The following is a 23,868-nucleotide window of genomic DNA, read 5'->3' as shown; positions in this document are numbered from 1 at the left end:
GAGCCTGAGGGCATGCTCGACGTGCCGGGTCACCCCAGACACGAGAATCGAGATTACCGGCCGCCCAAAGGAGGGTCAAAATGCCGGAGGAGGGCGCCGGAGCGGCGAGGGCTCAGGTCAGCCACCGGGTGATCGGGTCGATCGCGAAGTACACGACGAACAGCGCCGCCACGATCCACAGCAACGGGTGCAGGCTCACGGGCCTTGCCGCGCACCACCTTGAGGAAGACGTAGGCCACGAAGCCCGCGCCGATGCCCACGCTGATGGAGTAGGTGAACGGCATCAGCACGATGGTCAGGAACGCCGGGATCGCGATCTCCAGGTCGGTCCAGTCGATGCCGGTGATCTGCTGCATCATCAAGAAGCCGACCAGCACCAGCGCCGGGACGGCCGCCTCGGAGGGGATCATCGCAACCAGCGGCGCGAGGAAGATCGTCACCAGGAAGAGCGCGCCGGTCACGACCGAGGCCAGCCCGGTCCGGGCGCCCTCCCCCACCCCGGACGCGGACTCGATGTAGGAGGTGTTGGACGAGACGCCCGCGGCGCCGCCGGCCACGGCGGCGATCGAGTCGACGACCAGGATCCGCTCGGCGTGGGGCGGCATGCCCTCGTCGTCGAGCAGGTCCGCCTCGGCGCCGATGGCCGTCATCGTGCCCATGGTGTCGAAGAAGTCGGCGAGCAGCAGCGAGAAGACGAGCAGCAGGACACTGACGACGCCGATCTTGTCCCAGGAGCCGAGCAGGTTGAACTCCCCCAGGGTGCCGAAGTCGGGCGCATGGAACTTCTCGGGCCACGTCGGCACGGTCAGCGCCCAGCCACCGGAGCGCTCCGCGGCCCGGCCGAGGTCGCCGATCGCTTCGACGACGACGGCCACGATCGTCATCGTCACGATGGAGATGAGGATCGCGCCGCGCACCTTGCGCACCCACAGGGCGAGCATGAGCAGCAGGCCGACGATGAAGACCAGCACCGGCCAGCCGTTGAGGTTGCCGTCGGCGCCGAGCCTGCACGGGCACGGTGGTCTGCGCCGCGTCCGGGATCCGCTTCACGATGCCCGCGTCGACGAACCCGATCAGCGCGATGAACAGGCCGATGCCGACCGAGATGGCCACCTTGAGCTGCGCGGGCACGGCGCGGAAGACCGCCGTCCGGAAGCCGGTGAGCACCAGGACGAGGATGACGAGGCCCTCGATCACGATCAGGCCCATCGCGTCGGCCCAGGTCATCTGGCTGGCCACGGAGAAGGCGAGGAAGGCGTTGAGGCCGAGCCCGGTCGCCAGCGCGAGCGGGTAGTTGGCCACCACGCCCATCAAGATGGTCAGCACGCCCGCGACCAGCGCCGTCCCGGCCGCGATCGCGGCCAGGTCGGGCTTGTCGCCGCCGCCGAGGAACTTCCCGTCGACGTCGGTCGCGTAGCCGAGGATCAGCGGGTTGAGGACCACGATGTAGGCCATCGTGAAGAAGGTGACCAGCCCGCCGCGCAGGCTCGCGGCCCACCGTGGAGCCGCGCTCGGAGATGCGGAAGTAGCGGTCGAGGGGGCTGCCCTGAGGGGTGATTTCGGCCGTGCTCACGAGGGAAGCATGGCAGGCTCGCGGACCGGGCGAGCCGGGGCGTCCCGACCTGCGAGCCGCCGCACGAGCACGGCCAGCCCGACCCCGGCGAGCACCAGGACGCCACCCACGACCAGGGTCCAGCGGGCGCCGTAGTGCTGGCCGATCCAGCCGATGAACGGCGAGCCGAGCGGGGTGCCGCCCATCACGATCGTCATGTAGATCGCCATCACCCGGCCGCGCAGCGCCGGCTCGGACTCGGTCTGCAGCAGCGCGTTGCAGGAGTTGAGCACGGTGATCACCGACAGGCCGAGGAAGGGGCACAGCAGCACGAAGAGCAGGTACGACGGCGCGAAGCCCGCCGCGATCTCCAGCACCCCGAAGGCCACCGCGGCCCCCATCAGCAGTCGCACCCGGACCCGAGCCCGGCCGGCGGCCAGCAGCGCGCCGCTGAGCGAGCCGATCGCCAGGACCGAGCCGAGGATGCCGTACTCCTCGGCGCCCTTGCCGAAGACCTCGGTCGCCATCAGCGCGGAGGTGAGCCTGGAAGTTCATCCCGAAGGCTGCCGACGAAGAAGACGAGCACCAGGATCATCAGCATCTTCGGTTGGCCGCGCAGGTAGCGCATTCCGGCACGCAGCATCCCGGGCTCGCGGCCGACCGGCCGCGGCGAGTGCAGGGTCGCGGGGTCCATCCGGCGCAGGCTGGTAGATCACGGCGGCGTAGGACAGGGCGTTGACGAGGATCACCCACCCGGTCGCGCGCATCCCGCCGCCGAAGGCGCCGATCAGCAGGCCGGCGATGCCGGGGCCGATCATGCGGGCGGTGTTGAAGGCCGCGGAGTTGAGGCTGACCGCGTTCGCCACGTCGTCGGTGCCGACCATCTCCGAGACGAACGCCTGGCGGGCGGGGGCGTCGAAGGCGGCGCCGATGCCGAAGACGAACGCGATGACGTAGACGTGCCAGGTCTCGGCCGCGCCGAAGGCGGCGACCAGGCCCAGCAGCAGCGAGGCGAGGGCCATCAGCGCCTGCGTGACCTGGAGCATGAGTCGCTTGGGGAAGCGGTCGGCGATCACGCCGGCGTACGGCGAGAGGAGCAGCACCGGCAGGAACTGCAGGCCCGTGGTGATGCCGAGCGCCGCGCCGCCGTTGCCGGGGATGGTCAGGACCAGCCAGTCCTGGGCGACACGCTGCATCCAGGTGCCGACGTTGGAGACCAGGCTGCCGGCGAAGTAGAGGCGGTAGTTCGGGTGGGCGAGGGATCGGAAGCGGGGGCTCGTGGTGGCTCCTTCGGGTCAGTCGGCGGCGGCGATGCGCTGCAGGATCGGGGCGGCCTGGCGCAGCACGTCGCGCTCGGCCGGGCTGAGGCTCCTCGAGGCGGCGCGAGAGCCAGCGGTCGCGGCGGGCGGCGTCGGCATGGACCACCGCGCGCCCCTCGTCGGTGAGCCGCACGACGACCTGGCGGCCGTCGGTCGGGTGCGGTTGCCGCTCGACGAGGCCGCTGTCGGCCAGGCAGTTCACGGTGCGGGTCATGCTCGGTGGCCGGACCTGCTCGCGGGTGGCGAGGGCACCGACCGTGAGGTCGCCGAACCGGTTCAGTCCCCACAGCACGGCCATCGCGGAGAGGCTGAGGTCGTTGTCGGGATGGCGCTCGCGCACCAGCCGGCGGCGCAGGCGCATGACGGAGAAGCGGAGCTCGGTCGCGAGCCCCACCGTCGTGCGCACGTGCTTGTCCTGGGTCGGCATGTCCTTAGCCTAACTCATTACCTTCGGCAACTATTCCGGTCGCGCTCGCCGGGCACCCGGCGCGCGCCGTACGATCGGGGTGTGGAGCTCCGCGACGAACAGCCGACCCAGCACGAGATCGGCAGCCGGACCTACCTCATCGCGCCCGTCGAGCCGCTCGACGTAGACGGCGTGCGCACCGTCCAGGTCGGCACCGCGCTCTTCGCGCTCGCCTTCCTCGCGCTGCTGCCGTTCTACGGCCGCCTCGAGGAGGACGACCGCACCTGGCTGCTGTGGATGTGCCTCACCGGCGTCGGCCTCGGCCTGCTCGGCATGGAGTACTGCAAGCGCCGCCGGCTGGTCCGGGCCGAGCGCGAGCACGATGAGTGAGCTCCCCCCCGACCCGCTGGGCACTGGGCGGGGCGAAGAACGTCGGCTACGGCGAGCGCTTCGCCCAGGCCTGATCGAGCGTGGCGAGGACGTCGACGGCGAGGCCCGCCCGGCCGACGTGCTCGTGCCGCGGGGCGCGGCGATCCTCGACGCCGGAGCCGGCATGGGCCGGGTCGGCGCCTACCTGGACGGCCGGGGGCACCGGGTCGTCGCGGCCGAGCCGGACCCGGCGCTGGTCGACCAGGCACGGCGTACCTACCCGGGGCTGGTGGTGCTCCCCCACGAGATCCTCGCGCTGACGCCGGCGGTGCTCGCCGAGGCGGGTGCGCCGGAGTCGTTCGACCTGGTCGTGGCCGTCGGCAACGTGCTCACCTTCCTCGCCGAGGGCACCGAGGTCGCCGTGCTGACCCGGCTGGGCGCACTGCTCGCCCCGGGCGGGCGGATCCTCGCCGGCTTCCACCTGCGCGGCGGGCCGGCGTCGGCGCGGTCCTACCCACCGGAGGAGTTCGCCGCCGATGCCGAGGCCGCCGGGCTGACGGTCCAGCAGCGGTTCGGCGGCTACGACCTGCGTCCGGTGGACGAGGACTACGCGGTGTGGGTCCTCACAACGTCTCCAGGCTCGTCGGAGCCTGACGGTGTCGAGCACCGGGGGCGCCGGCGGCAGCGGCTGCTGACGCTTGCTCAGCCGGACCTCGGAGTGCGCACCACAGCCGTGGTTGTAGGACACGACCCGGCCGTCGTCGTTGGCGTCGCCGTTGGCGCAGACGCCGAACATCTCCGACAGCGGGCCGTTGAGCCGGACCAGGAAGCCGCAGGAGTGGCAGTGGTCCGGAGCGGACCTGGCGATCGGCGCGTCGGGACCGGCCTCGCCGTCGTACCAGCGCTCGGCGGCGGCGTCGCGGCCCTCGGGCGAGAGCACCCGCACGCGGCCCAGACCGAGGTCCTTGGCGACCTCGCGGACCTGTGCCTTGTCGTCGGTGTCGAGCGGGTCGTCGCCGAAGGAGTACGTCGGGACCAGGCGCGGGTCCTCGTCGTCGACGGGCAGCAGGTCGCCGGGCGACATGTCGCCGGGCTGGAGCCGCTCGCGGTAGGGCACCCACGCCGGGGCCACGATCGCGTCCGGGCCGGGCAGCAGCACGACCTCGACCACGGTGACCTTGCGCTGGCGCGAGGCGCGGGTGAGCGTGACGGCCCACTGCCAGCCGACGTAGCCCTTGCGGCGGCACTCGAAGAGATGGGTGACGACGCGCAGCCCGTCGACCTGGTGGCCGAGGTGCTCGCCGACGTCGGCGGCGTCGACCTCGTCGAGCAGCGCCGCGCGGGCGGCGTCGACCGCGTCAGCGGTGGCGGCGTCGGTCGACCTTGCGCTCGAGGGTGGACACGGGCACAGCATTCCTCATCAGGGCGCGGCTCGTCACGCCGGGGCTCGCGGGTCGGGCAAGATAGGAGGGGTGAGCACCGACGGACCCGACCCGCGCCCGCCCGGCGCCGACGTGCCCGGTGGCGCCCGGACGGAGACCCCGGCCGAGGCCGGCTCACTGCGCGCCGCGAAGGCGACCGCACGCGGGGTCAAGGGATTCGCCCGGGTGACCGGCCGCGCCAGCGCGGCCACGGTGCGCACCGCACGCAAGGCCGCCGGCGCGCAGGGCGCCGAGCGCTCCGGCCTCAACCGGCTGATCGAGTCTGCACGCCGCGAACTCCGCTGGCGACTCGGCGTTCGCGATCGCCCTGGCCGGGACGGTGTTCTTCGCCGGTGCGACCAGCGGCCAGCGCGGCCCGGTGCTGCTCTTCCTCGGCCTGACGATGGTCCCCTTCGCGATCGTGGCTCCGCTCATCGGGCCCTTCCTCGACCGGTTCAGCCACGGCCGGCGCTGGGCGATCGGTGCGACCTTCGCGCTGCGCGCCTTCCTGTGCTGGGTGCTGGCCGGCACGCTCAGCGACGGCTCGCCGTGGTTCTACGTCGCCGCGCTCGGCGTGCTCGTCTCCTCCAGGCCTACGGCGTCGCCAAGGCCGCCGCGGTCCCGCGCCTGGTCCCGCAGGAGATCACCCTCGTGAAGGCCAACGGTCGGGTCGCGCTCGCCGGCGTGGTCGGGGCGTGCGTGTCCGGACCGCTCGCGGGAGCGGCGTACTGGATCGGGCCGGAGTGGGCCTGCCGCTACGCGTTCCTGGTGTTCACCGTCGGCACCGTCGCCGCGATCCTGCTGCCGAACCAGGTCGACGCCTCGAGCGGTGAGGAGTCGATCGACGGCCCGCGCAACGGCGTACGACGCAACGGGCTCCCGCCGCGCGTGGCCTTCGCCCTGCGCGCCAACTGCGGGCCTCGCCTGCTCTCGGGCTTCCTGACGATGTTCATGACCTTCGTGCTGATGACCGAGCCGCTCGACGGTTGGGAGACCAAGACCAAGGCCACCTTGACGGTCGGCCTCGTCGTCGGCGCCGCCGGTCTCGGCAACACCGTCGGCATCGTGGTCGCCTCGCTGGCGCGCAAGATCAATCCGGCCGTGATGGTCGTCGTGGCGCTGCTCGCCGACATCGCGGCGCTCGTCTTCGCCACGCTCTTCTACGGCCTGGTGCCGCTGATCGTGCTGGGCCTGACCGTGGGCCTGATGCAGTACCTCGCCAAGGTCTCGCTCGACTCGAGCATCCAGTCCTGGGTGCCGGTGCGCGCGCACGCCAGTGCCTTCGCCAAGGGCGACACCACGCTGCAGACTCGCCTGGGTCGTCGGCGGCTTCCTCGGCGTGATGCTGTCCTACCCGGCCGTCAACGGCATCGGGCTCGGCTTCGCCGCGGTGCTGCTGGGCGTGTGGGCGGTGTTCGTGCTGCGCACGCGGCCCGCCAAGCGCCTCCAGGAGCGCGCCGAGCGGACCGTCACCGTCGGCTGAGGCGCCAGGCGCTCAGGACTCCAGGCTCGTCGGCGAGGGCGCGCAGCAGGCTTGGCCACCGGCTGCGACGTACGACGGTCGGGGTGGCGTCCGTGCCGGTAGGCCTCGCCGACACCGTCGAGCACGCGGATCAGGTCCTCGACGATCGGGACCATCTCCTCGGGCTTCTTGCGGCGCGCGTCCTTCTGGTTGCGCGTGACCGACGCGGGCGCGTCGAGCACCTGGACCTGCAGCGCCCGGTCGCCGCGGCGGCCCTGGGCGATGCCGAACTCGACCCGGGTGCCGGCCTTCAACGTGGTCACGCCCTCGGGCAGCGCGTCGGAGCGGACGTAGACGTCCGGCCCGTCGGTCTGGGAGAGGAAGCCGAAGCCCTTCTCCGCGTCGTACCACTTCACCTTGCCAGTCGGCACGGTCTCGACCTTCCTCGTCGTCAGCCGCACGCCGGTCGGACGCGCGACGGCACATCGTAGGACATCGGATCGGCACGCTGGAAACACGTTTGCGCCCACCACTAGGTTCGGCTGCGTGGGAGTCCCCGTCGTCACGCCGCCTCTGCCCCTGCGCACCGAACGGCTGGTGCTGCGCACGGTGCTGCCGAGCGACCGCGCGGCGATCGGCGCCTACTGCGCGGACCCCGAGGTGACCCGGTACCTGCCGTTCCCCGTGCTCGACGAGAAGGGCCTGGACGGGCGGATGGAACGGATGCTCGGCGGCACCCGGCCGAGCGAGGTCGGCGAGCCTGCTCTCGCTGGCGGTCGAGCACGAGGGAGTGCTCGTCGGCGACCTCATGCTCCGCTTCACCGCTGCCCACGGGCCGGACCTGCCGCCGTCGATCGGTGAGCCTGGGCTGGGTCTTCGCACCGTCGTACGCCGGCCGGGGGTTCGCGACCGAAGCGGCCCGCGCGCTGGTGGACCTGGCGTTCACGTCGTACCCGCTGCACCGGCTGATGGCCCAGGCTCGACCCGCGCAACACCCCCTCGGCGCGGCTGTGCGAGCGGCTCGGGATGACGCACGAGGCGCACACCCGCGAGGACTACCCGGACCGCGAGGGCGGGTGGAGCGACACAGCCGTCTACGGGCTGCTGCGCCGCGAGTGGGAGGCGGCGCGGGCCGGCTAGCCCTCGCGCTCGACGGTCATGGTGCGGTCGCCGAAGCGGACCTCGTCGCCCGCGAGCAGGGTGCTCGGGCGACCGGCGGTCAGCGCCTTGGACATGCCGCGGCGCACGACGTAGGAGCCGTTGGTCGAGCCGCGGTCCATCACCACGAGGGCGCCGTCGGGTGCCACCTGGAACTGGGCGTGCGTCTTGGACAGTGACATGTCCGAGGAGCGCAGCGGGACGACGTGGCGCACCGGTTCGCCCGGGCGGGGCTCCGGGCGGCGCCCGACCAGGGCGAGGCCCTCGACGACGAACTCTTCGCCCGTGTCGAAGGCGACCTTCCAGCGCACGGCCGGGCCGGTCGCGGGCGGCGCGGCGGACGGCGGCTCGGCCGACGGGCGGATCCGGGTCTGCTCGGCGGGCGGCTGGGGTGCGGCCGGGGCGGGGGCGCGGTGCGCGCCGGGCGCGGGCGCGGGCGCAGGCGCGGGAGCGGGCGCAGGGGTCGGCGCCGGGGCAGGGGTCGGGGCAGGGGTCGGGGCAGGGGTCGGCGCCGGGGCCGGCGGGGTCGGTGCAGGCGGCGCGGGAGCGGGCGCCGGGACCGAGGCGCGGACCGGGGTGGGCGCCGGCTGCGGGGTCGGCGTCGGGATCGAGATGACCTGCTCCGGGGGCGCGACCGGCATCAGCCGCATCGCGGTGAGGTTCACGATCTGCTGCGGCCGGTCGTCGGCGACCTCGTCGATGAGCGGCTGCGGACGGACGTCGACGACCGAGGCGTCACCGATCCGGTCGTGCAGGCCCCGGCGCTGCCGGGTCGGGTCGGCCGCGACCGTCCAGGCCAGGGTGGCCAGGCCCATGCCGATCGTGGGCAGGCCCGCGATGCCGAGGACGACGTACCGGGCGATGGCCGGGCCGACCCCGATCGGCCGGCCGTCGGAGCGGCGGACCACGCGCAGCCCGGCCACGGCCTTGCCCGGCGTGACACCGGTGGTGCCGACGAGCACCGCGAGCACCAGTCCGATCAGCACGTCGCAGCCGAGGGCGACGAGGATCGCGACCGCCGCGCCGGTGCCGGCGAGCTCCCAGACGGCGTACCCGATCGCGGCGGAGATGCCCCACGCCGCCAGCCGGTCGACGACGAACGCCGAGAACCGGCGATCGAGCTCGGCGGCCGGGAAGAGCACCGGCTCGGCGGCGGACGGCAGGACGTGGGACATGGGCAGCGCTCCGAGTAGCAGCCCGGTCAGGGCCGGGTGACCTGGATCGTGATCCCGTCGCCGAGGTTGATGATGGCGCCGGGGATCAGGCTGGACGGCGATGCCCGGCTTGAGGTCCTCGGGACCGAGACCGGGCTGGACCAGGACGGTGCCGTTGGTGGAGCCCATGTCGGTCACGACCGCGGTGCCGTGATCGGCGCCGGTGCCCGGACGGATCTCGATGTGCGTCGAGGAGATCTCGTGCAGGCGGCTGGGAACGGTGACCAGCGTCGGCTGCTCCGAGGAGGTGAACCGGCGGGCCTCGGGGGCCCGGCCGACGAGCACCGCCCGGTCCACCACGATCGTCTGGCCGTCGGAGACGAGCAGACTTCGCGACCGGCTGGGTGATCGCGGGCGCCGGCGGCTGGCCGGGGATGCCCGGCGTCGTGGGCGCGGGTACGCCGGGGCCGGCACCGGTGATCGTCTGGCCGTCGTGGTCGGGGTCGAAGGCGGCCGGCTCCGCGGGCGCGGCCGGAGCGCCGCCACTCCCCACGGGCTCCCAGGAGCCGACGGGCAGCGGCGGCGCGTCCGGGACACCCGGCGCGAACGGCGCCGGCGGCGGGGGCGGCACCCAGCCGGCGGCGGGCGGGACCTCGGTCTCCCCGGCCGGCGGCAGCGACGGCACCGCGGGGGTGTCCCGCTCGGCCTCCGGCTCCTCGGTGACGTCGGGCTCAGGCTCGGCATCGGCCGCGGCGGGCTGGTCGCTCGGCTGGTCGGCGGGGCTGTCCCACGGCGTCACCCACCCGTCGGGGGCAGGGGCCGGCGGAACTGGCGGAACCGGCGGGACCGGCGGGACCGGCGGGAGCGGCGGGGCGGGCGGGATCGGGTCGCTCAGCGGGTCGCCGACGACCTCCATCACCTCGGTCTCCGGGCTGTCGTCGAGCGGCGACGCCTCCTCGACGGGCTCCTCGACGGGCTCCTCGACGGGCTCCTCGACGGGCTCCTCGACGGGCTCCTCGACGGGCTCCGCCACGACCGGCGGGACGGTCGGCTCGTCGAGCAGGCTCGGCGGCCGGCTCCTCGGCCGGTTCCTCGGGCACGACCTCCTCGGCCAGCACGTCGATCGCCTCCACCGGCTCCGCGGCGAGCCCGGCGGTCTCCACGGCGGTCTCCACGACGGGTGCAGCGGCGGGCGCGAGCGCCGGACGGTCCACCCGGGTGACCCGGACCAGGCCGGTGGCGATGGGGAAGTCGGCGGGCTCCTCCGCGGCGTCCTCGGCCGCGGGCAGGTGCACGCTGAGCGCGGTCACGCCCTCGACGGAGCGCTCCACCCAGGTGTGGCTGGCGGACCCGTCGAGCGCGACCTCCTCGTCGGCGGTGCTGAGCGCGGCGGTGACGCCCTGCCCGCGCAGCAGCACCCGGGTGGGGCCCTCGTCGGTGCTGACCAGCACGAAGCCGGGGATCCGGCTCAGGCCCGAGGCGAGCAGGCCGTCGAGCACCTCGTCGAAGGCCGCGCCGCCGTCGACCAAGGCCCACAGGGCGACGACCTGGTCCTTCTGGGAGGCCGGCAGCAGCACCGTGGCGTTCGTGCCGAACACGGCGAACCAGTCACCGGTGCGGTAGGACCAGGCGCCGGACGTGCCGGTGGCGGTCTCGCTCATGGCAGGGCTCCCAACTTCTGCTCGAGGCTCAGCCGTTGCGCGTCGGCGTCGTACGGCTCGGTGTGCACCAATCCCACCACATCCACCACCACGGCCGTCGCGTTGTCGTGCCCACCGGCCGCGACGGCGGCCGCCACGACCTTCTCGGCGGCGTCACGCGGGTCCTCGTGGTCGGCGAGGATGGCGCCGATCTGCTCGTCGTCGAGCATGCCGCTCACGCCGTCGGAGCACAGCAGCAGCCGCTCCGCCGCGGCGAGCGGCAGCAGGAAGTAGTCGGCCTCACCGCTCACCCCGCCCGGCAGCGCCGATCCGCCGAGGGCCCGGGTGATCACGTTGCGGTTGGGGTGGACGGCCGCCGCGGCCTGGCTGATCTCGCCCGCGTCGACGAGTCTCCTGGACCAGGCTGTGGTCGACGCTGACCTGCTCCAGGCTCGCCCTCGTTGAAGCGGTAGATCCGCGAGTCGCCCACGTTGGCCAGCAGCCAGACCGGGCCGGACACCGAGTCGACGAGGAGGGCGATGACGGCGGTCGTCCCGGCGGAGAAGTCGGCGTCGGCGCCGTTGGCCCGCTGCTCGACGTCGAAGGCGAGGATCCGCTCCTGGACGGCGTGTAGCGTGGTGGCGACGACCTCGGCGCCGTGCTCGGCGTCGTAACCCTCACTGGCGAGACGGGCGAACTCCTCCACCACGATCGCGCTGGCGACATCGCCCCGGTCGTGGCCGCCCATGCCGTCGGCGACGACGAAGACCGGCGGGTCGGCGAGGTAGGAGTCCTCGTTGGCCGCCCGCACCCGGCCCACGTCCGTGGCGGCGCCGTGGTGCAGGCTCGACCTTGCGCACCTCGGTCATGCGGAGGGGTCCCCCGGTACCTTGTGCTGCGTGGGAGCAGGACCGAACGGGCACCGGTCGTTGGCCGACCAGCCTGCGGTCGTGGCCCGACGAGCGGCTCCGACGCCTGCTCACTGATCGTCCGGACCTGGCCACTCCCGCCCCTCACGACTTCGGTCAACTCGCCTCCCGCGCCGCGGTGAGGAATTCGGTGGCACGCGCACTCGATGCCCTCACCCGAGGCGAGTCTCTTCGTGCTTGATGCCCTGGTCGTGGCCGGCCAAACCAACGAATCCGAACTGGTCTCGCTGGTCGACGCCGACCCCGCTTTCGTGGTCGAGACCGTACGCCGTCTGGTCGACCTGGCGCTCGCCTGGGAGTCCCCCGAGGGCCTGCGCGCGCTCAGCGTGGTCGGCGACAGCCTGACCGGAGGCCCGGAGACGGGGGTCAGCGGGCTGCGGCCGCGCTCGGCCCAGCCGCGCCCCGCGGCGGAGCCTGCTCGCGGTCATCGAGTCGCTGCCGCCCGCCGCCCGGGCCCTGCTCGACCACGTCGTCGACGGAGGAAGCACCGCGAAGTCCGGCGCCGCCCGGATCGGGCTGCGTCCCGAGGACGCGGAGTCCCCCGCCGAGCCTGCTCCTCGCGCACCGGCTCCTCGTGCCCGCGGGCTCGCTGTCGCCCGGACTGCTGAGCGTGCCGGGCGAGGTGGGCCTCGCCCTCCGCGGCGGCCGGACGACGACCGAGCCGGTCGACCGGCCACCCCTCGTCGCCAGCGAGGCGCGCTCGGCCCGGCTCGCCGGGAGTGCCGCCGTGGGTGCGGCCACGGACGTCGTACGACGGGTCGAGATGCTGCTCGAGTGGTGGTCCACCCGCCCCGCCGCGGCACTGCGGACCACCGGCCTCGGCGTCCGCGAGGCTCCGCGCGACCGCCGCCCACCTCCAGGTCGCTGAGCCGGAGGCGGCGCTCGTGGTCGAGGTCGCCGCGGAGGCGGGTCTGGTCGGGAGCCGCGCGGACGCGGACGGCAACACGGTGTGGGTGCCGACCGACGAGTTCGACCGCTGGCGCGACCTGCCGACCGCCGAGCAGTGGTCGGTGCTGGCGCGCGCCTGGCTCGCCAGCCCACGGCTGCCGTCGCTGGTCGGCGAGCGTGGACCGGACCAGAAGCCGTGGAACGCGCTGAGCCCCGAGGCTCTCCGCGGCCGGGATGCCGGAGGCGAAGGCGATGGTGCTCGCCGCGCTCGCGGCGCTGCCCGAGGGCGAGGGCCCGGCCGCCGGCACCGGGCTGCCCTCGCTCGAGGCCCGGATCGCCTGGGAGCGTCCGCGCCGGCCCCGCACCCGTCCGGACCTGGTCGCGTGGGCGGTCGGCGAAGCGGCGGTGCTGGGGCTGACCGGCGCGGACGTGCTGGCGCCGTACGCCCGGCTGCTGGCGGCGGAGGCCGACCCCACCCCGGTGCTGGCCGACCTGCTGCCCCCTCCGGTGGACCACGTGCTGGTGCAGGCCGACCTGACCGCCGTCGCGCCCGGCCCGCTGCAGCCGGAGCTCGCGCGCCGCCTCCAGCAGGTCGCCGACGTGGAGTCCCACGGCGCGGCGACGGTCTACCGCTTCACCCCCGACTCGGTACGGCGAGCGCTGGACGCGGGCTGGACCACCGCCGAGGTGCACGCCTTCGTCACCGCGGCCTCGCGCACGCCGGTCCCCCAGCCGTTGACCTATCTCGTCGAGGACGTCGCGCGCGGCTTCGGGCGGCTCCGGGTCGGCGCCGCCACGTCGTTCATCCGCTCCGAGGACGACGTGGCTCTGGCCGAGCCTGGCCAACCACCCGCGTGCCGGGGGCCTCGGCCTCCAGCGCCTGGCGCCGACGGTGCTGATCTCCTCGCTCCCGCTCGACGTGCTGCTCCCCCGGATGCGAGAGCCCGGCATGGCGCCGGTCGTCGAGGGTCCGGACGGCGTCGTGCGGGTCGGTGCGGCCGAGGGCCTGCGCGCCCGGACCCCGCGCTCTCGCGAGCCCGCCGGCGGCGCCCGCGGTGTGGCTCGCCAGGCGGCCCACGTCGCGACGGCCGTGCGCACGATCCGGCAGGGCGACGAAGACGCCCGCAACCGCCCCGCCTCCGCCTCGGCCCCCGGTGGCGGCGTGCTCTCCGCCCTGCGGGACGCGGTCGAGCGGCGCGGCGCGGTGCTCATCGGCTTCACCGACAACCAGGGCGTCGTCAGCGAGCGTGCCGTCCGTCCGCTCGTGGTCGACGGCGGCCAGGCTCACCGCGCGCGACGTGGACGCGGACGACGACGACCCGGACGCCGAGCGGCGCTACGCCGTGCACCGGATCACCCGGGTGGTCCCGGTCGGCTCCTGACCCACGAACTGTGGGAGATGGCACCTCGAGATGCGGCTGGTGGTCGCCATCAGCCGCACCTCGCGGTGCCATTTCCCGCAGTTCGTGGTGCCATTTCCCGCACTTCGTGGTGCACGTAGACTCGTGCGGTGCCAGACGGACCCCTGATCGTGCAGTCCGACAAGTCGCTGCTGCTGGAGGTCGACCACGAGCAGGCGGCCGAGTGCCGCAAGGCGATCGCCCCGTTCGCGGAGCCTGGAGCGCTCGCCGGAGCACATCCACACCTACCGGCTGACCCCGCTCGGGCTGTGGAACGCCCGCGCCGCCGGCCACGACGCCGAGCAGGTCGTCGACACCCTGCTGATTTACTCCCGCTACGCCGTACCGCACGCCCTGCTCGTGGACGTCGCCGAGACGATGTCGCGCTACGGTCGGCTGCGCCTGGAGAAGCACCCGACGCACGGGCTCGTGCTCGCCTCCAACGACCGGCCGGTGCTGGAGGAGGTGCTGCGCGCCAAGAAGGTCGCCGGCATGCTCGGTGCCCGCCTCGACGACGACACCGTGGCGGTGCACCCCTCCGAGCGCGGCAACCTCAAGCAGGCGCTGCTCAAGGCTCGGCTGGCCGGCCGAGGACTACGCCGGGTACGTCGACGGGGAGGCCCACCCGATCGAGTCTCGCCCAGGACGGCTGGGCCCTGCGCGCCTACCAGGCCGAGGCGGCGGAGTCCTTCTGGCACGGCGGCTCCGGGGTCGTCGTGCTGCCCTGCGGTGCCGGCAAGACGATCGTCGGCGCGGCCGCGATGGCCGAGGCCGGCGCGACCACGCTGATCCTGGTGACCAACACCGTCAGCGCGCGGCAGTGGAAGGACGAGTCTGGTGCGCCGTACCTCGCTGACGGCCGACGAGATCGGCGAGTACTCCGGCACGGTCAAGGAGATCCGCCCGGTCACCATCGCGACGTACCAGGTCGTGACAACGAAGCGGAAGGGCGTCTACCCGCACCTGGAGCTCTTCGACGCCCGCGACTGGGGGCTCATCGTCTACGACGAGGTGCACCTGTTGCCGGCCCCGATCTTCCGGATGACCGCCGACCTGCAGGCCCGCCGCAGGCTCGGCCTGACCGCGACACTGGTCCGCGAGGACGGGCGCGAGGGCGACGTCTTCTCCCTCATCGGCCCCAAGCGGTACGACGCGCCGTGGAAGGACATCGAGGCGCAGGGCTGGATCGCGCCCGCCGACTGCATCGAGGTGCGGGTCTCGCTGCCGGACGCCTCCCGGATGGCGTACGCGACCTCCGAGCCCGAGGAGCGCTACCGCCCGGCCGCCTGCACCCCGGAGAAGGTGGCGGTGGTGCGCGAGCCTGGTCGACCGGCACCGCGGGCAGCCGACCCTGGTGATCGGGCAGTACCTCGAGCAGGCTCGACGAGCCTGGCCACGGCGCTGGACGCTCCGGTGATCACCGGGCAGACGCCGGTCAAGGAGCGGCAGCGGCTCTTCGACGCCTTCCGCTCCGGCGAGGTGGGCCTGCTCGTGGTCTCCAAGGTCGCGAACTTCTCCATCGACCTGCCCTCCGCCGAGGTTGCGATCCAGGTCTCGGGGTCGTTCGGCTCCCGCCAGGAGGAGGCGCAACGCCTCGGCCGGCTGCTGCGGCCCGGGGACCCCGGGCCCGACGGCGAGCGCAAGGTCGCCCACTTCTACACGATCGTCTCCCGCGACACCGTGGACGCGGAGTTCGCTCAGAACCGGCAGCGGTTCCTGGCCGAGCAGGGCTACGCCTACCGGATCATCGACGCGGAGGACGTGGGCGCCTGAGGCGCCCGGATCGATCACCCAGTACGACGCCGCGCCGGTGCGCTCGAGGAGCCGCTTCTTGCACCAGGGCGAGGCCGCGGGTGCTGGGCGTGAGGATCTCCACCGCGGCCGTGGAGCCGCACTGCGCGGGTCGACAGAAGGTCCGTGCCGGCGATCCTCCGCACAGAGTGCGGAGTCCGCCAGCACGGACCTTCGAGCTCGTGGGCAGAGCGGGCTCTCAGGCGGCCTGCTCCGCCGCACCCGTCCCCTCAAGGGCCCTGTCGAGGATCTCGGTGACCGCTCCGACCGGGGTGACGGTCAGCGCGGCGAGGATCTCCTCGGGCACGTCGTCGAGGTCGGGACGGTTGCGCTCGGGGATGAACACCTCGGCCACCCCGGCCCGCTGGGCGGCGAGCAGCTTCTGCTTCACCCCGCCGATCGGGAGCACCCGGCCCGACAGGGTGACCTCGCCGGTCATCGCGATGTCCGAGCGCACCGGGCGGCCGGTGAGCAGCGAGACCAGGGCGGTGACCATGGTGACGCCGGCCGACGGCCCGTCCTTGGGCACGGCGCCCGCCGGGAAGTGCACGTGGATCGACTGCTCGAACGCTTCGGCCGGGACGCCCAGACTCGGTGGCGTGCGAGCGCACCCAGGACAGCGCGATCCGCGCCGACTCCTTCATCACGTCACCGAGCCTGACCGGTGACGGTCAGGCCCGCCTCCCCCGCGGCGGCGGACGTCTCGACGTACAGCACGTCGCCGCCCATGCCGGTCACCGCCAGGCCCGTGGCCACGCCGGGGACCGAGGTCCGCTCTTCGACGTCCGGGGTGAACCGCGGGCGCCCGATCAGGTCGGCGAGCCCGTCGACGTCGATGTCGACCCGCTCCACCGAGCCGGACGCCAGGCGAGCGGTCGCCTTGCGGAAGGCCTTGGCGAGCAGCCGCTCGACCTGGCGGACTCCGGCCTCGCGGGTGTAGTTGGCCGCGATCTCCCGCAGCGCCTCGTCGCTGATGCTCACCTCGTCGGCGGACAGCGCGGCACGCTCCAGCCTGCCGCGGGACCAGGAAGTCGCGGGCGATCGCGACCTTGTCCTCCTCGGTGTAGCCGTCGATCGAGACCAGGCTCCATCCGGTCCAGCAGCGCCGGCGGGATCGAGCCGATGTCGTTGGCCGTGGCGATGAAGAGCACGTCGGACAGGTCCAGGTCGAGTCTCGAGGTAGTGGTCGCGGAAGGTGTGGTTCTGCGCGGGGTCCAGCACCTCCAGCAGCGCCGCCGCGGGGTCGCCGCGGTAGTCGGAGCCGACCTTGTCGACCTCGTCGAGCAGCACGACCGGGTTCATCGATCCGGCCTCCTTGATGGCGCGGACGACGCGACCCGGCAGCGCGCCGACGTAGGTCCGCCGGTGGCCGCGGACCTCCGCCTCGTCCCGCACGCCACCGAGGGCGACCCGGACGAACTTCCGGCCCAGGGCACGGGCGACGGACTCGCCGAGCGAGGTCTTGCCGACGCCCGGAGGCCCCGCCAGCAGCACGACGGCGCCGGAGCCGCGGCCGCCGACGACCTCCAGGCCGCGCTCGGCGCGGCGGGCCCGCACGGCGAGGTACTCCGTGATCCGGTCCTTCACCTCGTCCAGCCCGTGGTGGTCGGCGTCGAGCACCGCACGCGCGGCCACGACATCGGTGTCGTCCTGGGTCGTGACGTTCCACGGCAGGTCGAGGACGGTGTCGAGCCAGGTCCGGATCCAGCCGGCCTCGGGGTTCTGCTCGCTGGAGCGCTCCAGGCTTGTCGACCTCGCGCAGCAGCGCCTCCCGCACCGCATCGGGCACGTCGGCCGCCTCCACCCGGGCGCGGTAGTCGTCACTGCCCTCGGGGTCGCCCTCGCCGAGCCTCCTTGCGGATCGCGGCGAGTCTGCTGGCGCAGCAGGAACTCACGCTGGTTCTTCTCCAGCGACTCGCGCACGTCGGCGTCGATCTTGTCGCTCACCTCGGACTCGGCGACGAAGTCGCGGGTCCACTCGACGAGCAGCCGCAGCCGCTCGGCGACGAGCGGGGTCTCCAGCAGCCTGGCGCTTGCGGTCCTCCGAGAGGTACGGCGCGTAGCCGGCCGTGTCCGCCAGTGCCGCCGGCTCCTCGATGCGGGTCACCTGGTCGGCGACCTGCCACGCCTCACGGCGCTGCAGCAGCCCGACGACGAGCCTTGCGGTACTCCTCGGCGAGGGCGCGCACGTCGTCGTCCACGACGCCGCCGTCGGCCTCCTCGACCTCGACCCACAAGGCCGCGCCGGGGCCGCTCACGCCGCTGCCGATGCGGGCCCGGGCGCCCGCCTTGAGGACCGCGGCCGGCTCCCCGCCGGCGAAGCGGCCCACCTTCTCGACGTTCGCCACGACGCCGTACGACGCGTAGCGGTCCTCGAGCCGCGGCGCGACCAGGACACGGGCACTCTCGCCGGTGTCGCGGGTGGCGAGCCTGGGCGGCGTCGATGGCGGCTCGGGCGGGCTCGTCGAGCTCGACCCGCACCACCATCCCGGGCAGCACCACCACGTCGGAGAGGAACAGCACAGGGAGGTTGATCGGGTTCGTCATGCCCGCTCAAATGCATCGCCGGTCGGCGATGTTCCGCCGTTCGCCGACGGCGAACCCGGGAACTTCTCGGCGTCGGGCCAGCCCGACCCGGGTTCGGGTGCCGGCACCCTCGTGCGAGACCGGCCGCTCCGGTGGGCTGGAGCCATGACCACTCCACGGATCTCCCGGGCCGCCGTCACCCTCGCCGCGGCCGCAGTCCTCCTCGCCCCGGCCGCCTCCGCGCACTCGCCCGGCCCGGCGCACGCCACGACGACCGCCACGAGCCACGCCGCGAGCCGCGCCACGGCCCTTGCGCCCGGCTCGCTCGTGTCCGCCACCGAGGTGGTCCGGCTCGGTCCCGCGCAGGCTCGACGCAGCCGTCGCGGAGGCCGGCATCCGCGACGCCACGCCCGCCCGCTACGGCGTCACGGCGTACCGGCTGGTGTACCGCACCCGCGACCACCAGGGCCGCCCGACGACGGCCAGTGGGCTGGTGGTGCTTCCCGACGGCCGGCGTGGCGCGCTGAGGGTGGCGGCGTACCTGCACGGGACGAACGCGACGAGGTCCGCGGCCGCCACGGTGAGCGCGGACAGCACGGATCGGCTGATCGCCGCGATGTTCGCCGGTGCCGGGATGGCCGCGGTGGCGCCGGACTACCTGGGCCTGGGGCTGGGCCCCGGCAGCCCGCCGTACCTCGACCTGGCGACGGAGGTCGGCTCCACGACCGACCTGCTGGAGGCGGCCCGCGCATTCGTGCGCACCCGCGGCGTGGTCCTGCGGCGCGAGGTCATGGTCACCGGGTTCTCCCAGGGCGGGCGCACCTCCCTCGCCGTCGGCCGGGCGCTCCAGCAGGGCGAGGCCGGCTGGTTCCGCCTCGGCGGCGTCTCGGCCGTCGCCGGCCCGTACGACGTCCTGGGCACCGAGCTCCCCGCCGTCTTCCGCGGCGAGGTCCCGGCCGAGACGGCCGTCTACTACCTGGCCTACCTGGTGACCGCGTGGGACCGGACCGTCGGCCTCTACGACGACCCCCGCGACGCCTTCCAGCCGGCCTACGCCGAGGTGGTCGAGGGCTGGTTCGACGGCAGCCACACCTACGAGGGAGCTCGAGCGGCTGCTGCCGCACCGGCTCACCGACCTCTTCACCCCAGCGTTCCTGGACGAGCCTGCGGCACCCGACCGGGGTCTTCCGCCGGGCACTGGCCGAGGGTGACCGGATCTGCCGCGACTGGACGCCCCGGGTCCCCGTCACCCTCTACACCGGCACCGCCGACACCGATGTCGTGCCGGCCAACGCCACGGCCTGCGCTCGCGACCTGACCCGCCGCGGCGCCAGCGTCACCGTCCGCTCGATGGGCGCGGTCGACCACAGCGACACCGCCCGCGCGGCGTACCCGCTGATCGTCCGCGAGACTCGCAGCGGGCGCGGCTCACACCTCGAACGTTCCGCCGCTGCGCCAGTAGACGTCGTCCTGGCGGGTGAGGAAGCCGTCGTCCACCAGGTAGCGCCGCAGCGCCGCGTGGTCGGGGTGGATCTCCTTCAGGATCGCGTCGACCTCGCGCCAGTCGTAGCGACGGCCCGGCTCGAAGCGCTGGGCGATCCGGTCGAGCACGACCCGCCGCTTGAGGTGCCGGGTGGGCAGGTCGCGCAGCCGGCCCTCGGGGGTGAAGAACCGCCGCAGCGTCTGCTCCTCATCACTCATGCGGCCACCTCCGCCCACACCGGCGGCGGGCCGTCGGCCTCCAGCACGTCCAGGCTCCTGCCAGGAGCCCGCCCGGCCACCCTCGGGCAGGCACCGGGTGACGACGCCGGTCCGCACGTCGAGGGCCACGTCGTACCAGGCCGCAGCGCGCCAGAGCAGGTCGCAGCAGTCCGGGCAGCGCGCCTCGTAGCCCTCCTCCGGCGCCAGGTCGGCACGCCAGACCTCGCGGCCCGCGAGGGTGTCGACGCGCAGCCGCTCCACGCGGACGTCGTGGCTCAGGCTCCTCGGGGTCGAGCATCGCGACCCAGGAGTAGTTGCGCCACATCGGGTCGTCGTAGCGGACCTCGAAGAAGGTCGCGGGCCGCCGCGCCACGAGCCCGTCCGCCCGCAGCGGCGGGCTCACCTCGTGCGGCAGCGGGACGGCGTCGCGGCGCTCCTCGACCACCCGCTCGACCGTCCCGTCGGCGTGCCGGAGACTCAACCGGCCGGGTCGCTCGACGTACGCCTCGACCTCGTCCCGACTCGACGACCGCGTGCCGAAGTGCAGGCTCCGCCAGCGCCAGGGCGCGCTGCGCGCCAGGGCGTGGAAGGTGTCGACGTCCGGGGTCACGCCTCCCTTGCTACCAGCGCGATGCCGAGCCGGCCACCGAGTTCCTCGACCGAGGCGCCCCACGTGCGTCGTACGACGACCTCCGGACCGCCCACCTCGAAGACACCGTGGTCGGTGTAGACCCGGCTCACGCAGGCGACGCCGGTGAGGGGGTAGGTGCACGACGGCACCAGGCTTGGGCGTGCCGTCCTTGCCGAAGAGGGTCATCATCACCAGCACCTCCTTGGCGCCGATGGCGAGGTCCATGGCCCCGCCGACCGCGGGGATCGCGCCGGGCCGGCCGGTGTGCCAGTTGGCGAGGTCGCCGCCGGCGCTGACCTGGTAGGCGCCGAGCACGCAGACGTCGAGGTGGCCGCCGCGCATCATGGCGAAGGAGTCCGCGTGGTGGAAGTACGACGCCCCGGGCAGACTCGGTGACCGGCACCTTGCCCGCGTTGGTGAGGTCCGCGTCCACGTCGTCGCCGTGCGCGGCGGGCCCCATCCCGAGCATGCCGTTCTCGGTGTGCAGCACCACGCCGCGCTCCGCAGGCAGGTGGTCGGCGATCTTCGTGGGCTGGCCGATGCCGAGGTTCACGAAGGAGCCCTCGGGGATGTCGGCGGCGATCACGGCAGCGAGACTCGTCAGTGCTCAGCGGCCCGCGGCCGAGGTCCTCGATGCTCATCGTGCCCCCTGGACGGTGTAGTGGCGGGCCTTCACGGGGACCACGCGGTCGACGTAGATGGACGGGGTGACGACCTCCTCGGGGTCGAGCCTCCCCGGTCTCGACCACGGTGTCCACCTGGACGATCGTGGTCGCGGCGGCGGTCGCCATGACCGGCCCGAAGTTCCGGGCGGTCTTGCGGTAGACGAGGTTGCCGAGCCGGTCGGCCACGTGCGCGGACACCAGGGCGTAGTCGCCCTTGATCGGGTGCTCCAGCAGGTAGGTGCGCCCGTCGATCACCCGCGACTCCTTGCCCTCGGCCAGCGGGGTGCCGACGCCCGTCGGGCAGTAGAACGCCCCGATCCCGGCGCCGGCGGCTCGCATCCGCTCGGCGAGGTTGCCCTGCGGGACGACCTCCGACTCGATGCGGCCGGCGAGGTAGAGACTCGTCGAAGACGTAGGAGTCGGCCTGTCGGGGGAAGGAGCAGACCACCTTGCGGACCCGGCCGGCCGCGAGCAGGGCGGCCAGGCCGACCTCGCCGTTGCCGGCGTTGTTGGACACGATGGTGAGGTCCTTCGCGCCCTGCCGGATCAGCGCGTCGATCAGGTCGAAGGGCATCCCGGCGAGGCCGAAGCCGCCTACCAGGACAGTGGATCCGTCCTCGATGCCAGCGACGGCCCCGTCCACGTCGGCGGGGAACTGCGTACGCGCCATCAGCGCGCCTCCTCGTTCTCCAGGACCACGGCGAGGCCCCGGCCGACACCGATGCAGATCGCCGCGACGCCCCAGCGCTGGTTCGACTCGCGCAGCACCTTCGCCAGCGTGCCGACGAGGCGTCCGCCGGACGCGCCGAGCGGGTGGCCGAGGGCGATCGCGCCGCCGCGCTGGTTGACGATCTCGGGATCGATCGGCCAGGCGTCGACGCAGGCGAGCGACTGGACGGCGAAGGCCTCGTTGAGCTCGACCGCACCGACCTGGTCCCAGGTGATCCCGGCCCGGGCGAGCGCCCGGTTGGCCGCCTCGACGGGGGCGTAGCCGAACGCCTGCGGCTCCAGGGCGTGCGCGGCCCGGCCGGCGACGCGGGCGATCGGCGTCGTACCGATCCGGTCGGCGGCGGCCTCCGAGCCGAGCAGCACGGCGGAGGCGCCGTCGGACAGCGGGGAGGCGTTGCCCGCGGTGATCGTGCCGTCCTTGCGGAAGACCGGCTTGAGCCCGGCGAGCGCGTCGGCCGTGCTGCCCGGGCGGATGCCCTCGTCGCGGACCAGGTCCGTGCCCTCGACCGGGACGACCAGGTCGTCGTAGAAGCCGTCGGCCCAGGCCCGGTCGGCGCGCTGGTGGGAGAGCGCGGCGAAGGCGTCCTGGCGCTCGCGGGAGATGCCGAAGCGCTCCTGCAGGCTGCTCGTTGGCCTCGCCCAGGCTGACCGTCCACTCCTCCGGCATCCGCGGGTTCACCAGCCGCCAGCCGAGCGCGGTGGAGACCGCGGTGACGTCCCCGACCGGGAACGCCCGGTCCGGCTTGGGCAGCACCCAGGGCGCGCGGGTCATCGACTCGACACCACCGGTGAGCACCACGTCCGCGTCGCCGCTCTCGATGGTGCGGGAGCCGGCCATGACCGCGTCGAGGCTGGAGCCGCACAGCCGGTTGACGGTGGTCCCGGGCACGCTGACCGGTACGCCGGCCAGCAGGGCCGCCATCCGGCCCACGTTGCGGTTGTCCTCCCCCGCGCCGTTGGCGTTGCCCCAGACGACGTCGCCGATCGCGGCGGGGTCGAGCCCCGGCGTGCGGGCCAGGGCGGCGGAGACGGCTGCCGCGCCGAGGTCGTCGGTGCGCACGCCGGCGAGCGCGCCGTTGAACCGGCCGAAGGGGGTGCGGACCGCTGCGTAGACGAAGGAGACTCACGCGATCGACGGTAGGTCGCGGCGTTGATATTGTGAAGGATCAGTATGTGACCTATTTGAGTCGGATGACGATATGGATCTGCTGCGCCACCTCCGGTACTTCGTGACCGTCGCCGAGGAGCGTCACTTCGGCCGCGCCGCCGAGCGGCTGCACATGGCCCAGCCGCCGCTGTCCCAGCAGATCCGCCGTCTCGAGGCCGATCTCGGCGTCGAGTCCGTTCAGCCGCACCACGCGGCGGGTGGACCTCACCGCCGCCGGAGAGGCCTACCTCGAGCGGGCCCGGGCGATCCTCGACTCGGTCGACATCGCCGCCGACGAGGTCCGCCGCGTCGCCGCCGGCACGGTCGGTCACGTCGCGATCGGCTGCGTCGGGTCGGCGACCTACAGCCTGCTGCCCGCGCTGTCCCGGCGGCTGGCCGCGGACCTGCCGGGCGTGGACTTCTCCTTCCGCGGCGAGATGCTCGTCGCCGACCAGGTCGACGCGCTGCGCGCCGGCACCATCGACGTCGCCCTGCTCCGCCCGCCCGTCGCGGAGGGCACGCTCACCGTGACCACGCTGCGCGAGGAGCGGCTGGTGGTCGCCGTACCGGCCGGGCACGCATTGGCCGAGCGCCGGCGACTCCGGGTCGCCGACCTGGCCGAGGAAGGCCTGATCGTGCACTCGGCCGGCCGCCGCTCCACCATGTACGACGTCGTGCGGCGCCTCTTCGCCGATGCCGGCCTGGCTCCGCGGATCCGGCACGAGGTCGGCGAGACCTCGACCCTGGTGACCCTGGTCGCGGGCGGGCTCGGCGTCGCCGTCGTACCGGAGCCGGTGCGGGCGCTCGCCCTGGCCGGGGTGGAGTTCCGGCCGCTGGTGCGCCCGGTCACCCGGGTCGCGCTGGCCGTCGCCCACCGCACCGGGCGGACCGAGCCGCACCTGCTGCGGACCGTCGAGGCGGTCCGGGCCGTCGGGCGCGACGCTGGCCCCCGGGCCCGGGACGTGCCAGTCTGACGCGAA

At 73.9% G+C, this 23,868-nt stretch carries 25 protein-coding genes and 12 pseudogenes; 12 read left to right on the top strand and 25 right to left on the bottom strand.

Translation table 11 applies throughout. The annotated features are described in order from the left end of the window. Positions 1-53: 53 nt before the first annotated feature. The 6 genes and pseudogenes from G5V59_RS29125 to G5V59_RS29100 form a co-directional block, all read right to left on the bottom strand. Entirely contained in the window at positions 54-971 is a 918-nt protein-coding gene (locus tag G5V59_RS29125; RefSeq protein ID WP_278258810.1) for an NCS2 family permease, read from the bottom strand. A gap of 118 nt (positions 972-1,089) precedes the next feature. Continuing rightward, positions 1,090-1,455, bottom strand: a pseudogene (locus G5V59_RS29120) (solute carrier family 23 protein); the annotation flags it as partial. 114 nt (positions 1,456-1,569) lie between these two features. After that, on the bottom strand, positions 1,570-2,079 hold the full coding sequence (locus G5V59_RS29115; RefSeq protein ID WP_278258809.1) for an MFS transporter: 510 nt from the start codon (positions 2,077-2,079) through the stop codon (positions 1,570-1,572). A gap of 24 nt (positions 2,080-2,103) precedes the next feature. Then, positions 2,104-2,805 (bottom strand): annotated as a pseudogene (locus tag G5V59_RS29110) (MFS transporter); the annotation flags it as partial. Positions 2,806-2,847: 42 nt separating this feature from the next. Beyond that, positions 2,848-2,970, bottom strand: a complete 123-nt coding sequence (locus G5V59_RS29105; RefSeq protein WP_278260367.1) for a hypothetical protein — start codon at positions 2,968-2,970, stop codon at positions 2,848-2,850. A gap of 97 nt (positions 2,971-3,067) precedes the next feature. Beyond that, positions 3,068-3,169 (bottom strand): annotated as a pseudogene (locus tag G5V59_RS29100) (MarR family transcriptional regulator); the annotation flags it as partial. Positions 3,170-3,379: 210 nt separating this feature from the next. On the opposite strand from G5V59_RS29100, the gene G5V59_RS29095 reads away from it, so the two are divergent. Next, entirely contained in the window at positions 3,380-3,667 is a 288-nt protein-coding gene (locus G5V59_RS29095; protein ID WP_278258808.1) for a DUF2530 domain-containing protein, read from the top strand. Between the two features lie 46 nt (positions 3,668-3,713). On the opposite strand, the gene G5V59_RS29090 is transcribed toward G5V59_RS29095, so the two are convergent. Further along, entirely contained in the window at positions 3,714-5,060 is a 1,347-nt protein-coding gene (locus G5V59_RS29090) for a DUF3027 domain-containing protein (RefSeq protein WP_278258807.1), read from the bottom strand. On the opposite strand from G5V59_RS29090, the pseudogene G5V59_RS37900 reads away from it, so the two are divergent. Then, positions 5,011-6,333 (top strand): annotated as a pseudogene (locus G5V59_RS37900) (MFS transporter); the annotation flags it as partial. The gene G5V59_RS29090 and the pseudogene G5V59_RS37900 sit on opposite strands and share 50 nt — an antisense overlap. Before the next feature lie 203 nt (positions 6,334-6,536). Here the strand turns inward: G5V59_RS37900 and G5V59_RS29085 are convergent. Beyond that, positions 6,537-6,960 (bottom strand): annotated as a pseudogene (locus G5V59_RS29085) (cold-shock protein). A gap of 115 nt (positions 6,961-7,075) precedes the next feature. On the opposite strand from G5V59_RS29085, the gene G5V59_RS29080 reads away from it, so the two are divergent. Further along, a complete protein-coding gene (locus G5V59_RS29080) occupies positions 7,076-7,390 on the top strand; it encodes a GNAT family N-acetyltransferase (protein ID WP_278258806.1) in 315 nt (104 codons plus the stop codon). Next, on the top strand, positions 7,338-7,559 hold the full coding sequence (locus tag G5V59_RS29075) for a hypothetical protein (RefSeq protein WP_278258805.1): 222 nt from the start codon (positions 7,338-7,340) through the stop codon (positions 7,557-7,559). The genes G5V59_RS29080 and G5V59_RS29075 overlap by 53 nt, the downstream gene beginning before the upstream one ends. A gap of 106 nt (positions 7,560-7,665) precedes the next feature. Here G5V59_RS29075 and G5V59_RS29070 read toward each other — a convergent pair whose 3' ends face one another. From G5V59_RS29070 to G5V59_RS29050, 5 genes are read right to left on the bottom strand one after another with little or no spacing between them, the layout of a single operon-like run. Then, complete coding sequence (locus tag G5V59_RS29070; RefSeq protein WP_278258804.1) at positions 7,666-9,030, bottom strand: RDD family protein; 1,365 nt, start codon at positions 9,028-9,030, stop codon at positions 7,666-7,668. Next, on the bottom strand, positions 8,948-9,640 hold the full coding sequence (locus G5V59_RS29065) for a hypothetical protein (RefSeq protein WP_278258803.1): 693 nt from the start codon (positions 9,638-9,640) through the stop codon (positions 8,948-8,950). The genes G5V59_RS29070 and G5V59_RS29065 overlap by 83 nt, the downstream gene beginning before the upstream one ends. Continuing rightward, positions 9,573-10,502 carry a hypothetical protein gene (locus G5V59_RS29060; RefSeq protein ID WP_278258802.1) on the bottom strand — a complete coding sequence of 310 codons (930 nt, stop codon included), beginning with the start codon at positions 10,500-10,502 and terminating at the stop codon, positions 9,573-9,575. Before G5V59_RS29060 ends, G5V59_RS29065 begins: the two co-directional genes overlap by 68 nt. Continuing rightward, positions 10,499-10,834, bottom strand: a complete 336-nt coding sequence (locus G5V59_RS29055) for a hypothetical protein (protein ID WP_278258801.1) — start codon at positions 10,832-10,834, stop codon at positions 10,499-10,501. The genes G5V59_RS29060 and G5V59_RS29055 overlap by 4 nt, the downstream gene beginning before the upstream one ends. Next, positions 10,831-11,292 carry a protein phosphatase 2C domain-containing protein gene (locus tag G5V59_RS29050; RefSeq protein WP_278258800.1) on the bottom strand — a complete coding sequence of 154 codons (462 nt, stop codon included), beginning with the start codon at positions 11,290-11,292 and terminating at the stop codon, positions 10,831-10,833. Before G5V59_RS29050 ends, G5V59_RS29055 begins: the two co-directional genes overlap by 4 nt. A gap of 369 nt (positions 11,293-11,661) precedes the next feature. Between G5V59_RS29050 and G5V59_RS29045 the strand changes: the two genes are divergently transcribed. From G5V59_RS29045 to G5V59_RS29025, 5 genes and pseudogenes are all read left to right on the top strand, one after another. Further along, on the top strand, positions 11,662-12,018 hold the full coding sequence (locus G5V59_RS29045) for a hypothetical protein (protein WP_278258799.1): 357 nt from the start codon (positions 11,662-11,664) through the stop codon (positions 12,016-12,018). Between the two features lie 2 nt (positions 12,019-12,020). Then, complete coding sequence (locus tag G5V59_RS29040; RefSeq protein WP_278258798.1) at positions 12,021-12,278, top strand: hypothetical protein; 258 nt, start codon at positions 12,021-12,023, stop codon at positions 12,276-12,278. Positions 12,279-12,532: 254 nt separating this feature from the next. Then, positions 12,533-13,075 (top strand): annotated as a pseudogene (locus G5V59_RS29035) (helicase-associated domain-containing protein); the annotation flags it as partial. Positions 13,076-13,190: 115 nt separating this feature from the next. Further along, positions 13,191-13,799, top strand: a complete 609-nt coding sequence (locus tag G5V59_RS29030) for a hypothetical protein (protein ID WP_278258797.1) — start codon at positions 13,191-13,193, stop codon at positions 13,797-13,799. Positions 13,800-13,808: 9 nt separating this feature from the next. Further along, positions 13,809-15,471 (top strand): annotated as a pseudogene (locus G5V59_RS29025) (DNA repair helicase XPB). Between the two features lie 217 nt (positions 15,472-15,688). On the opposite strand, the gene G5V59_RS29020 reads toward G5V59_RS29025, so the two are convergent. The 5 genes from G5V59_RS29020 to G5V59_RS29000 all read right to left on the bottom strand — a co-directional run bounded on the left by G5V59_RS29020 (position 15,689) and on the right by G5V59_RS29000 (position 18,423). Beyond that, entirely contained in the window at positions 15,689-16,039 is a 351-nt protein-coding gene (locus G5V59_RS29020; RefSeq protein WP_278258796.1) for a S16 family serine protease, read from the bottom strand. 98 nt (positions 16,040-16,137) lie between these two features. Beyond that, positions 16,138-17,436 carry an AAA family ATPase gene (locus tag G5V59_RS29015; RefSeq protein WP_278258795.1) on the bottom strand — a complete coding sequence of 433 codons (1,299 nt, stop codon included), beginning with the start codon at positions 17,434-17,436 and terminating at the stop codon, positions 16,138-16,140. Then, the gene (locus G5V59_RS29010) at positions 17,381-17,596 is read right to left on the bottom strand and encodes a hypothetical protein (protein WP_278258794.1); all 216 of its coding nucleotides are present in this window, start codon (positions 17,594-17,596) and stop codon (positions 17,381-17,383) included. The genes G5V59_RS29015 and G5V59_RS29010 overlap by 56 nt, the downstream gene beginning before the upstream one ends. Beyond that, positions 17,593-18,036, bottom strand: a complete 444-nt coding sequence (locus tag G5V59_RS29005; RefSeq protein WP_278258793.1) for a hypothetical protein — start codon at positions 18,034-18,036, stop codon at positions 17,593-17,595. The genes G5V59_RS29010 and G5V59_RS29005 overlap by 4 nt, the downstream gene beginning before the upstream one ends. Positions 18,037-18,042: 6 nt before the next feature. Next, positions 18,043-18,423: a hypothetical protein gene (locus G5V59_RS29000; protein WP_278258792.1), complete on the bottom strand. Its 381-nt coding sequence runs from the start codon at positions 18,421-18,423 to the stop codon at positions 18,043-18,045. A 34-nt stretch (positions 18,424-18,457) separates the two neighbouring features. Here G5V59_RS29000 and G5V59_RS28995 point away from each other — a divergent pair, with 34 nt between their 5' ends. Next, a complete protein-coding gene (locus tag G5V59_RS28995; protein ID WP_278258791.1) occupies positions 18,458-19,333 on the top strand; it encodes a hypothetical protein in 876 nt (291 codons plus the stop codon). Between the two features lie 110 nt (positions 19,334-19,443). On the opposite strand, the gene G5V59_RS28990 is transcribed toward G5V59_RS28995, so the two are convergent. The 7 genes and pseudogenes from G5V59_RS28990 to G5V59_RS28960 all read right to left on the bottom strand — a co-directional run. Beyond that, complete coding sequence (locus G5V59_RS28990) at positions 19,444-19,716, bottom strand: DUF2087 domain-containing protein (protein WP_278258790.1); 273 nt, start codon at positions 19,714-19,716, stop codon at positions 19,444-19,446. Continuing rightward, positions 19,709-20,692 (bottom strand): CoA-transferase, encoded by a 984-nt coding sequence (locus G5V59_RS28985; protein ID WP_278258789.1) that lies wholly within the window; start codon positions 20,690-20,692, stop codon positions 19,709-19,711. The genes G5V59_RS28990 and G5V59_RS28985 overlap by 8 nt, the downstream gene beginning before the upstream one ends. Before the next feature lie 109 nt (positions 20,693-20,801). Next, positions 20,802-20,900: pseudogene (locus G5V59_RS28980) on the bottom strand (3-oxoadipate CoA-transferase); the annotation flags it as partial. 211 nt (positions 20,901-21,111) lie between these two features. After that, positions 21,112-21,393 (bottom strand): annotated as a pseudogene (locus G5V59_RS28975) (3-oxoacid CoA-transferase subunit A); the annotation flags it as partial. Positions 21,394-21,490: 97 nt separating this feature from the next. After that, positions 21,491-21,682, bottom strand: a pseudogene (locus tag G5V59_RS28970) (CoA-transferase); the annotation flags it as partial. Further along, the gene (locus G5V59_RS28965) at positions 21,682-22,344 is read right to left on the bottom strand and encodes a thiolase family protein (protein WP_278260125.1); all 663 of its coding nucleotides are present in this window, start codon (positions 22,342-22,344) and stop codon (positions 21,682-21,684) included. The pseudogene G5V59_RS28970 and the gene G5V59_RS28965, both read right to left, overlap by 1 nt. 202 nt (positions 22,345-22,546) lie before the next feature. After that, positions 22,547-22,801, bottom strand: a pseudogene (locus G5V59_RS28960) (3-oxoadipyl-CoA thiolase); the annotation flags it as partial. Positions 22,802-22,940: 139 nt separating this feature from the next. Between G5V59_RS28960 and G5V59_RS28955 the strand changes: the two are divergent. Together G5V59_RS28955 and G5V59_RS28950 are read left to right on the top strand one after the other, a co-directional pair. Beyond that, positions 22,941-23,021: pseudogene (locus tag G5V59_RS28955) on the top strand (LysR family transcriptional regulator); the annotation flags it as partial. An 85-nt stretch (positions 23,022-23,106) separates the two neighbouring features. After that, positions 23,107-23,862, top strand: a complete 756-nt coding sequence (locus tag G5V59_RS28950; RefSeq protein ID WP_278258788.1) for a LysR family substrate-binding domain-containing protein — start codon at positions 23,107-23,109, stop codon at positions 23,860-23,862. The last annotated feature ends 6 nt before the right edge of the window (positions 23,863-23,868 follow it).

The organism is Nocardioides convexus (assembly GCF_011090295.1).
Note: the sequence above shows the minus strand (reverse complement) of the source record. Positions and strands in the feature narration are given on the sequence as shown.

Excerpts from the sequence above, each read along its gene's own strand:
- G5V59_RS28985 (WP_278258789.1), bottom strand. The coding sequence starts at position 20,692 with ATGATGCGCGGCGGCCACCTCGACGTCTGCGTGCTCGGCGCCTACCAG.
- G5V59_RS29075 (WP_278258805.1), top strand. The coding sequence starts at position 7,338 with ATGCTCCGCTTCACCGCTGCCCACGGGCCGGACCTGCCGCCGTCGATC.
- G5V59_RS29070 (WP_278258804.1), bottom strand. The coding sequence starts at position 9,030 with ATGGGCTCCACCAACGGCACCGTCCTGGTCCAGCCCGGTCTCGGTCCC.
- G5V59_RS29105 (WP_278260367.1), bottom strand. The coding sequence starts at position 2,970 with ATGCCGACGCCGCCCGCCGCGACCGCTGGCTCTCGCGCCGCCTCGAGG.
- G5V59_RS29005 (WP_278258793.1), bottom strand. The coding sequence starts at position 18,036 with ATGACGAACCCGATCAACCTCCCTGTGCTGTTCCTCTCCGACGTGGTG.
- G5V59_RS29060 (WP_278258802.1), bottom strand. The coding sequence starts at position 10,502 with ATGAGCGAGACCGCCACCGGCACGTCCGGCGCCTGGTCCTACCGCACC.
- G5V59_RS29115 (WP_278258809.1), bottom strand. The coding sequence starts at position 2,079 with ATGGCGACCGAGGTCTTCGGCAAGGGCGCCGAGGAGTACGGCATCCTC.
- G5V59_RS28990 (WP_278258790.1), bottom strand. The coding sequence starts at position 19,716 with ATGAGTGATGAGGAGCAGACGCTGCGGCGGTTCTTCACCCCCGAGGGC.
- G5V59_RS29090 (WP_278258807.1), bottom strand. The coding sequence starts at position 5,060 with ATGCTGTGCCCGTGTCCACCCTCGAGCGCAAGGTCGACCGACGCCGCC.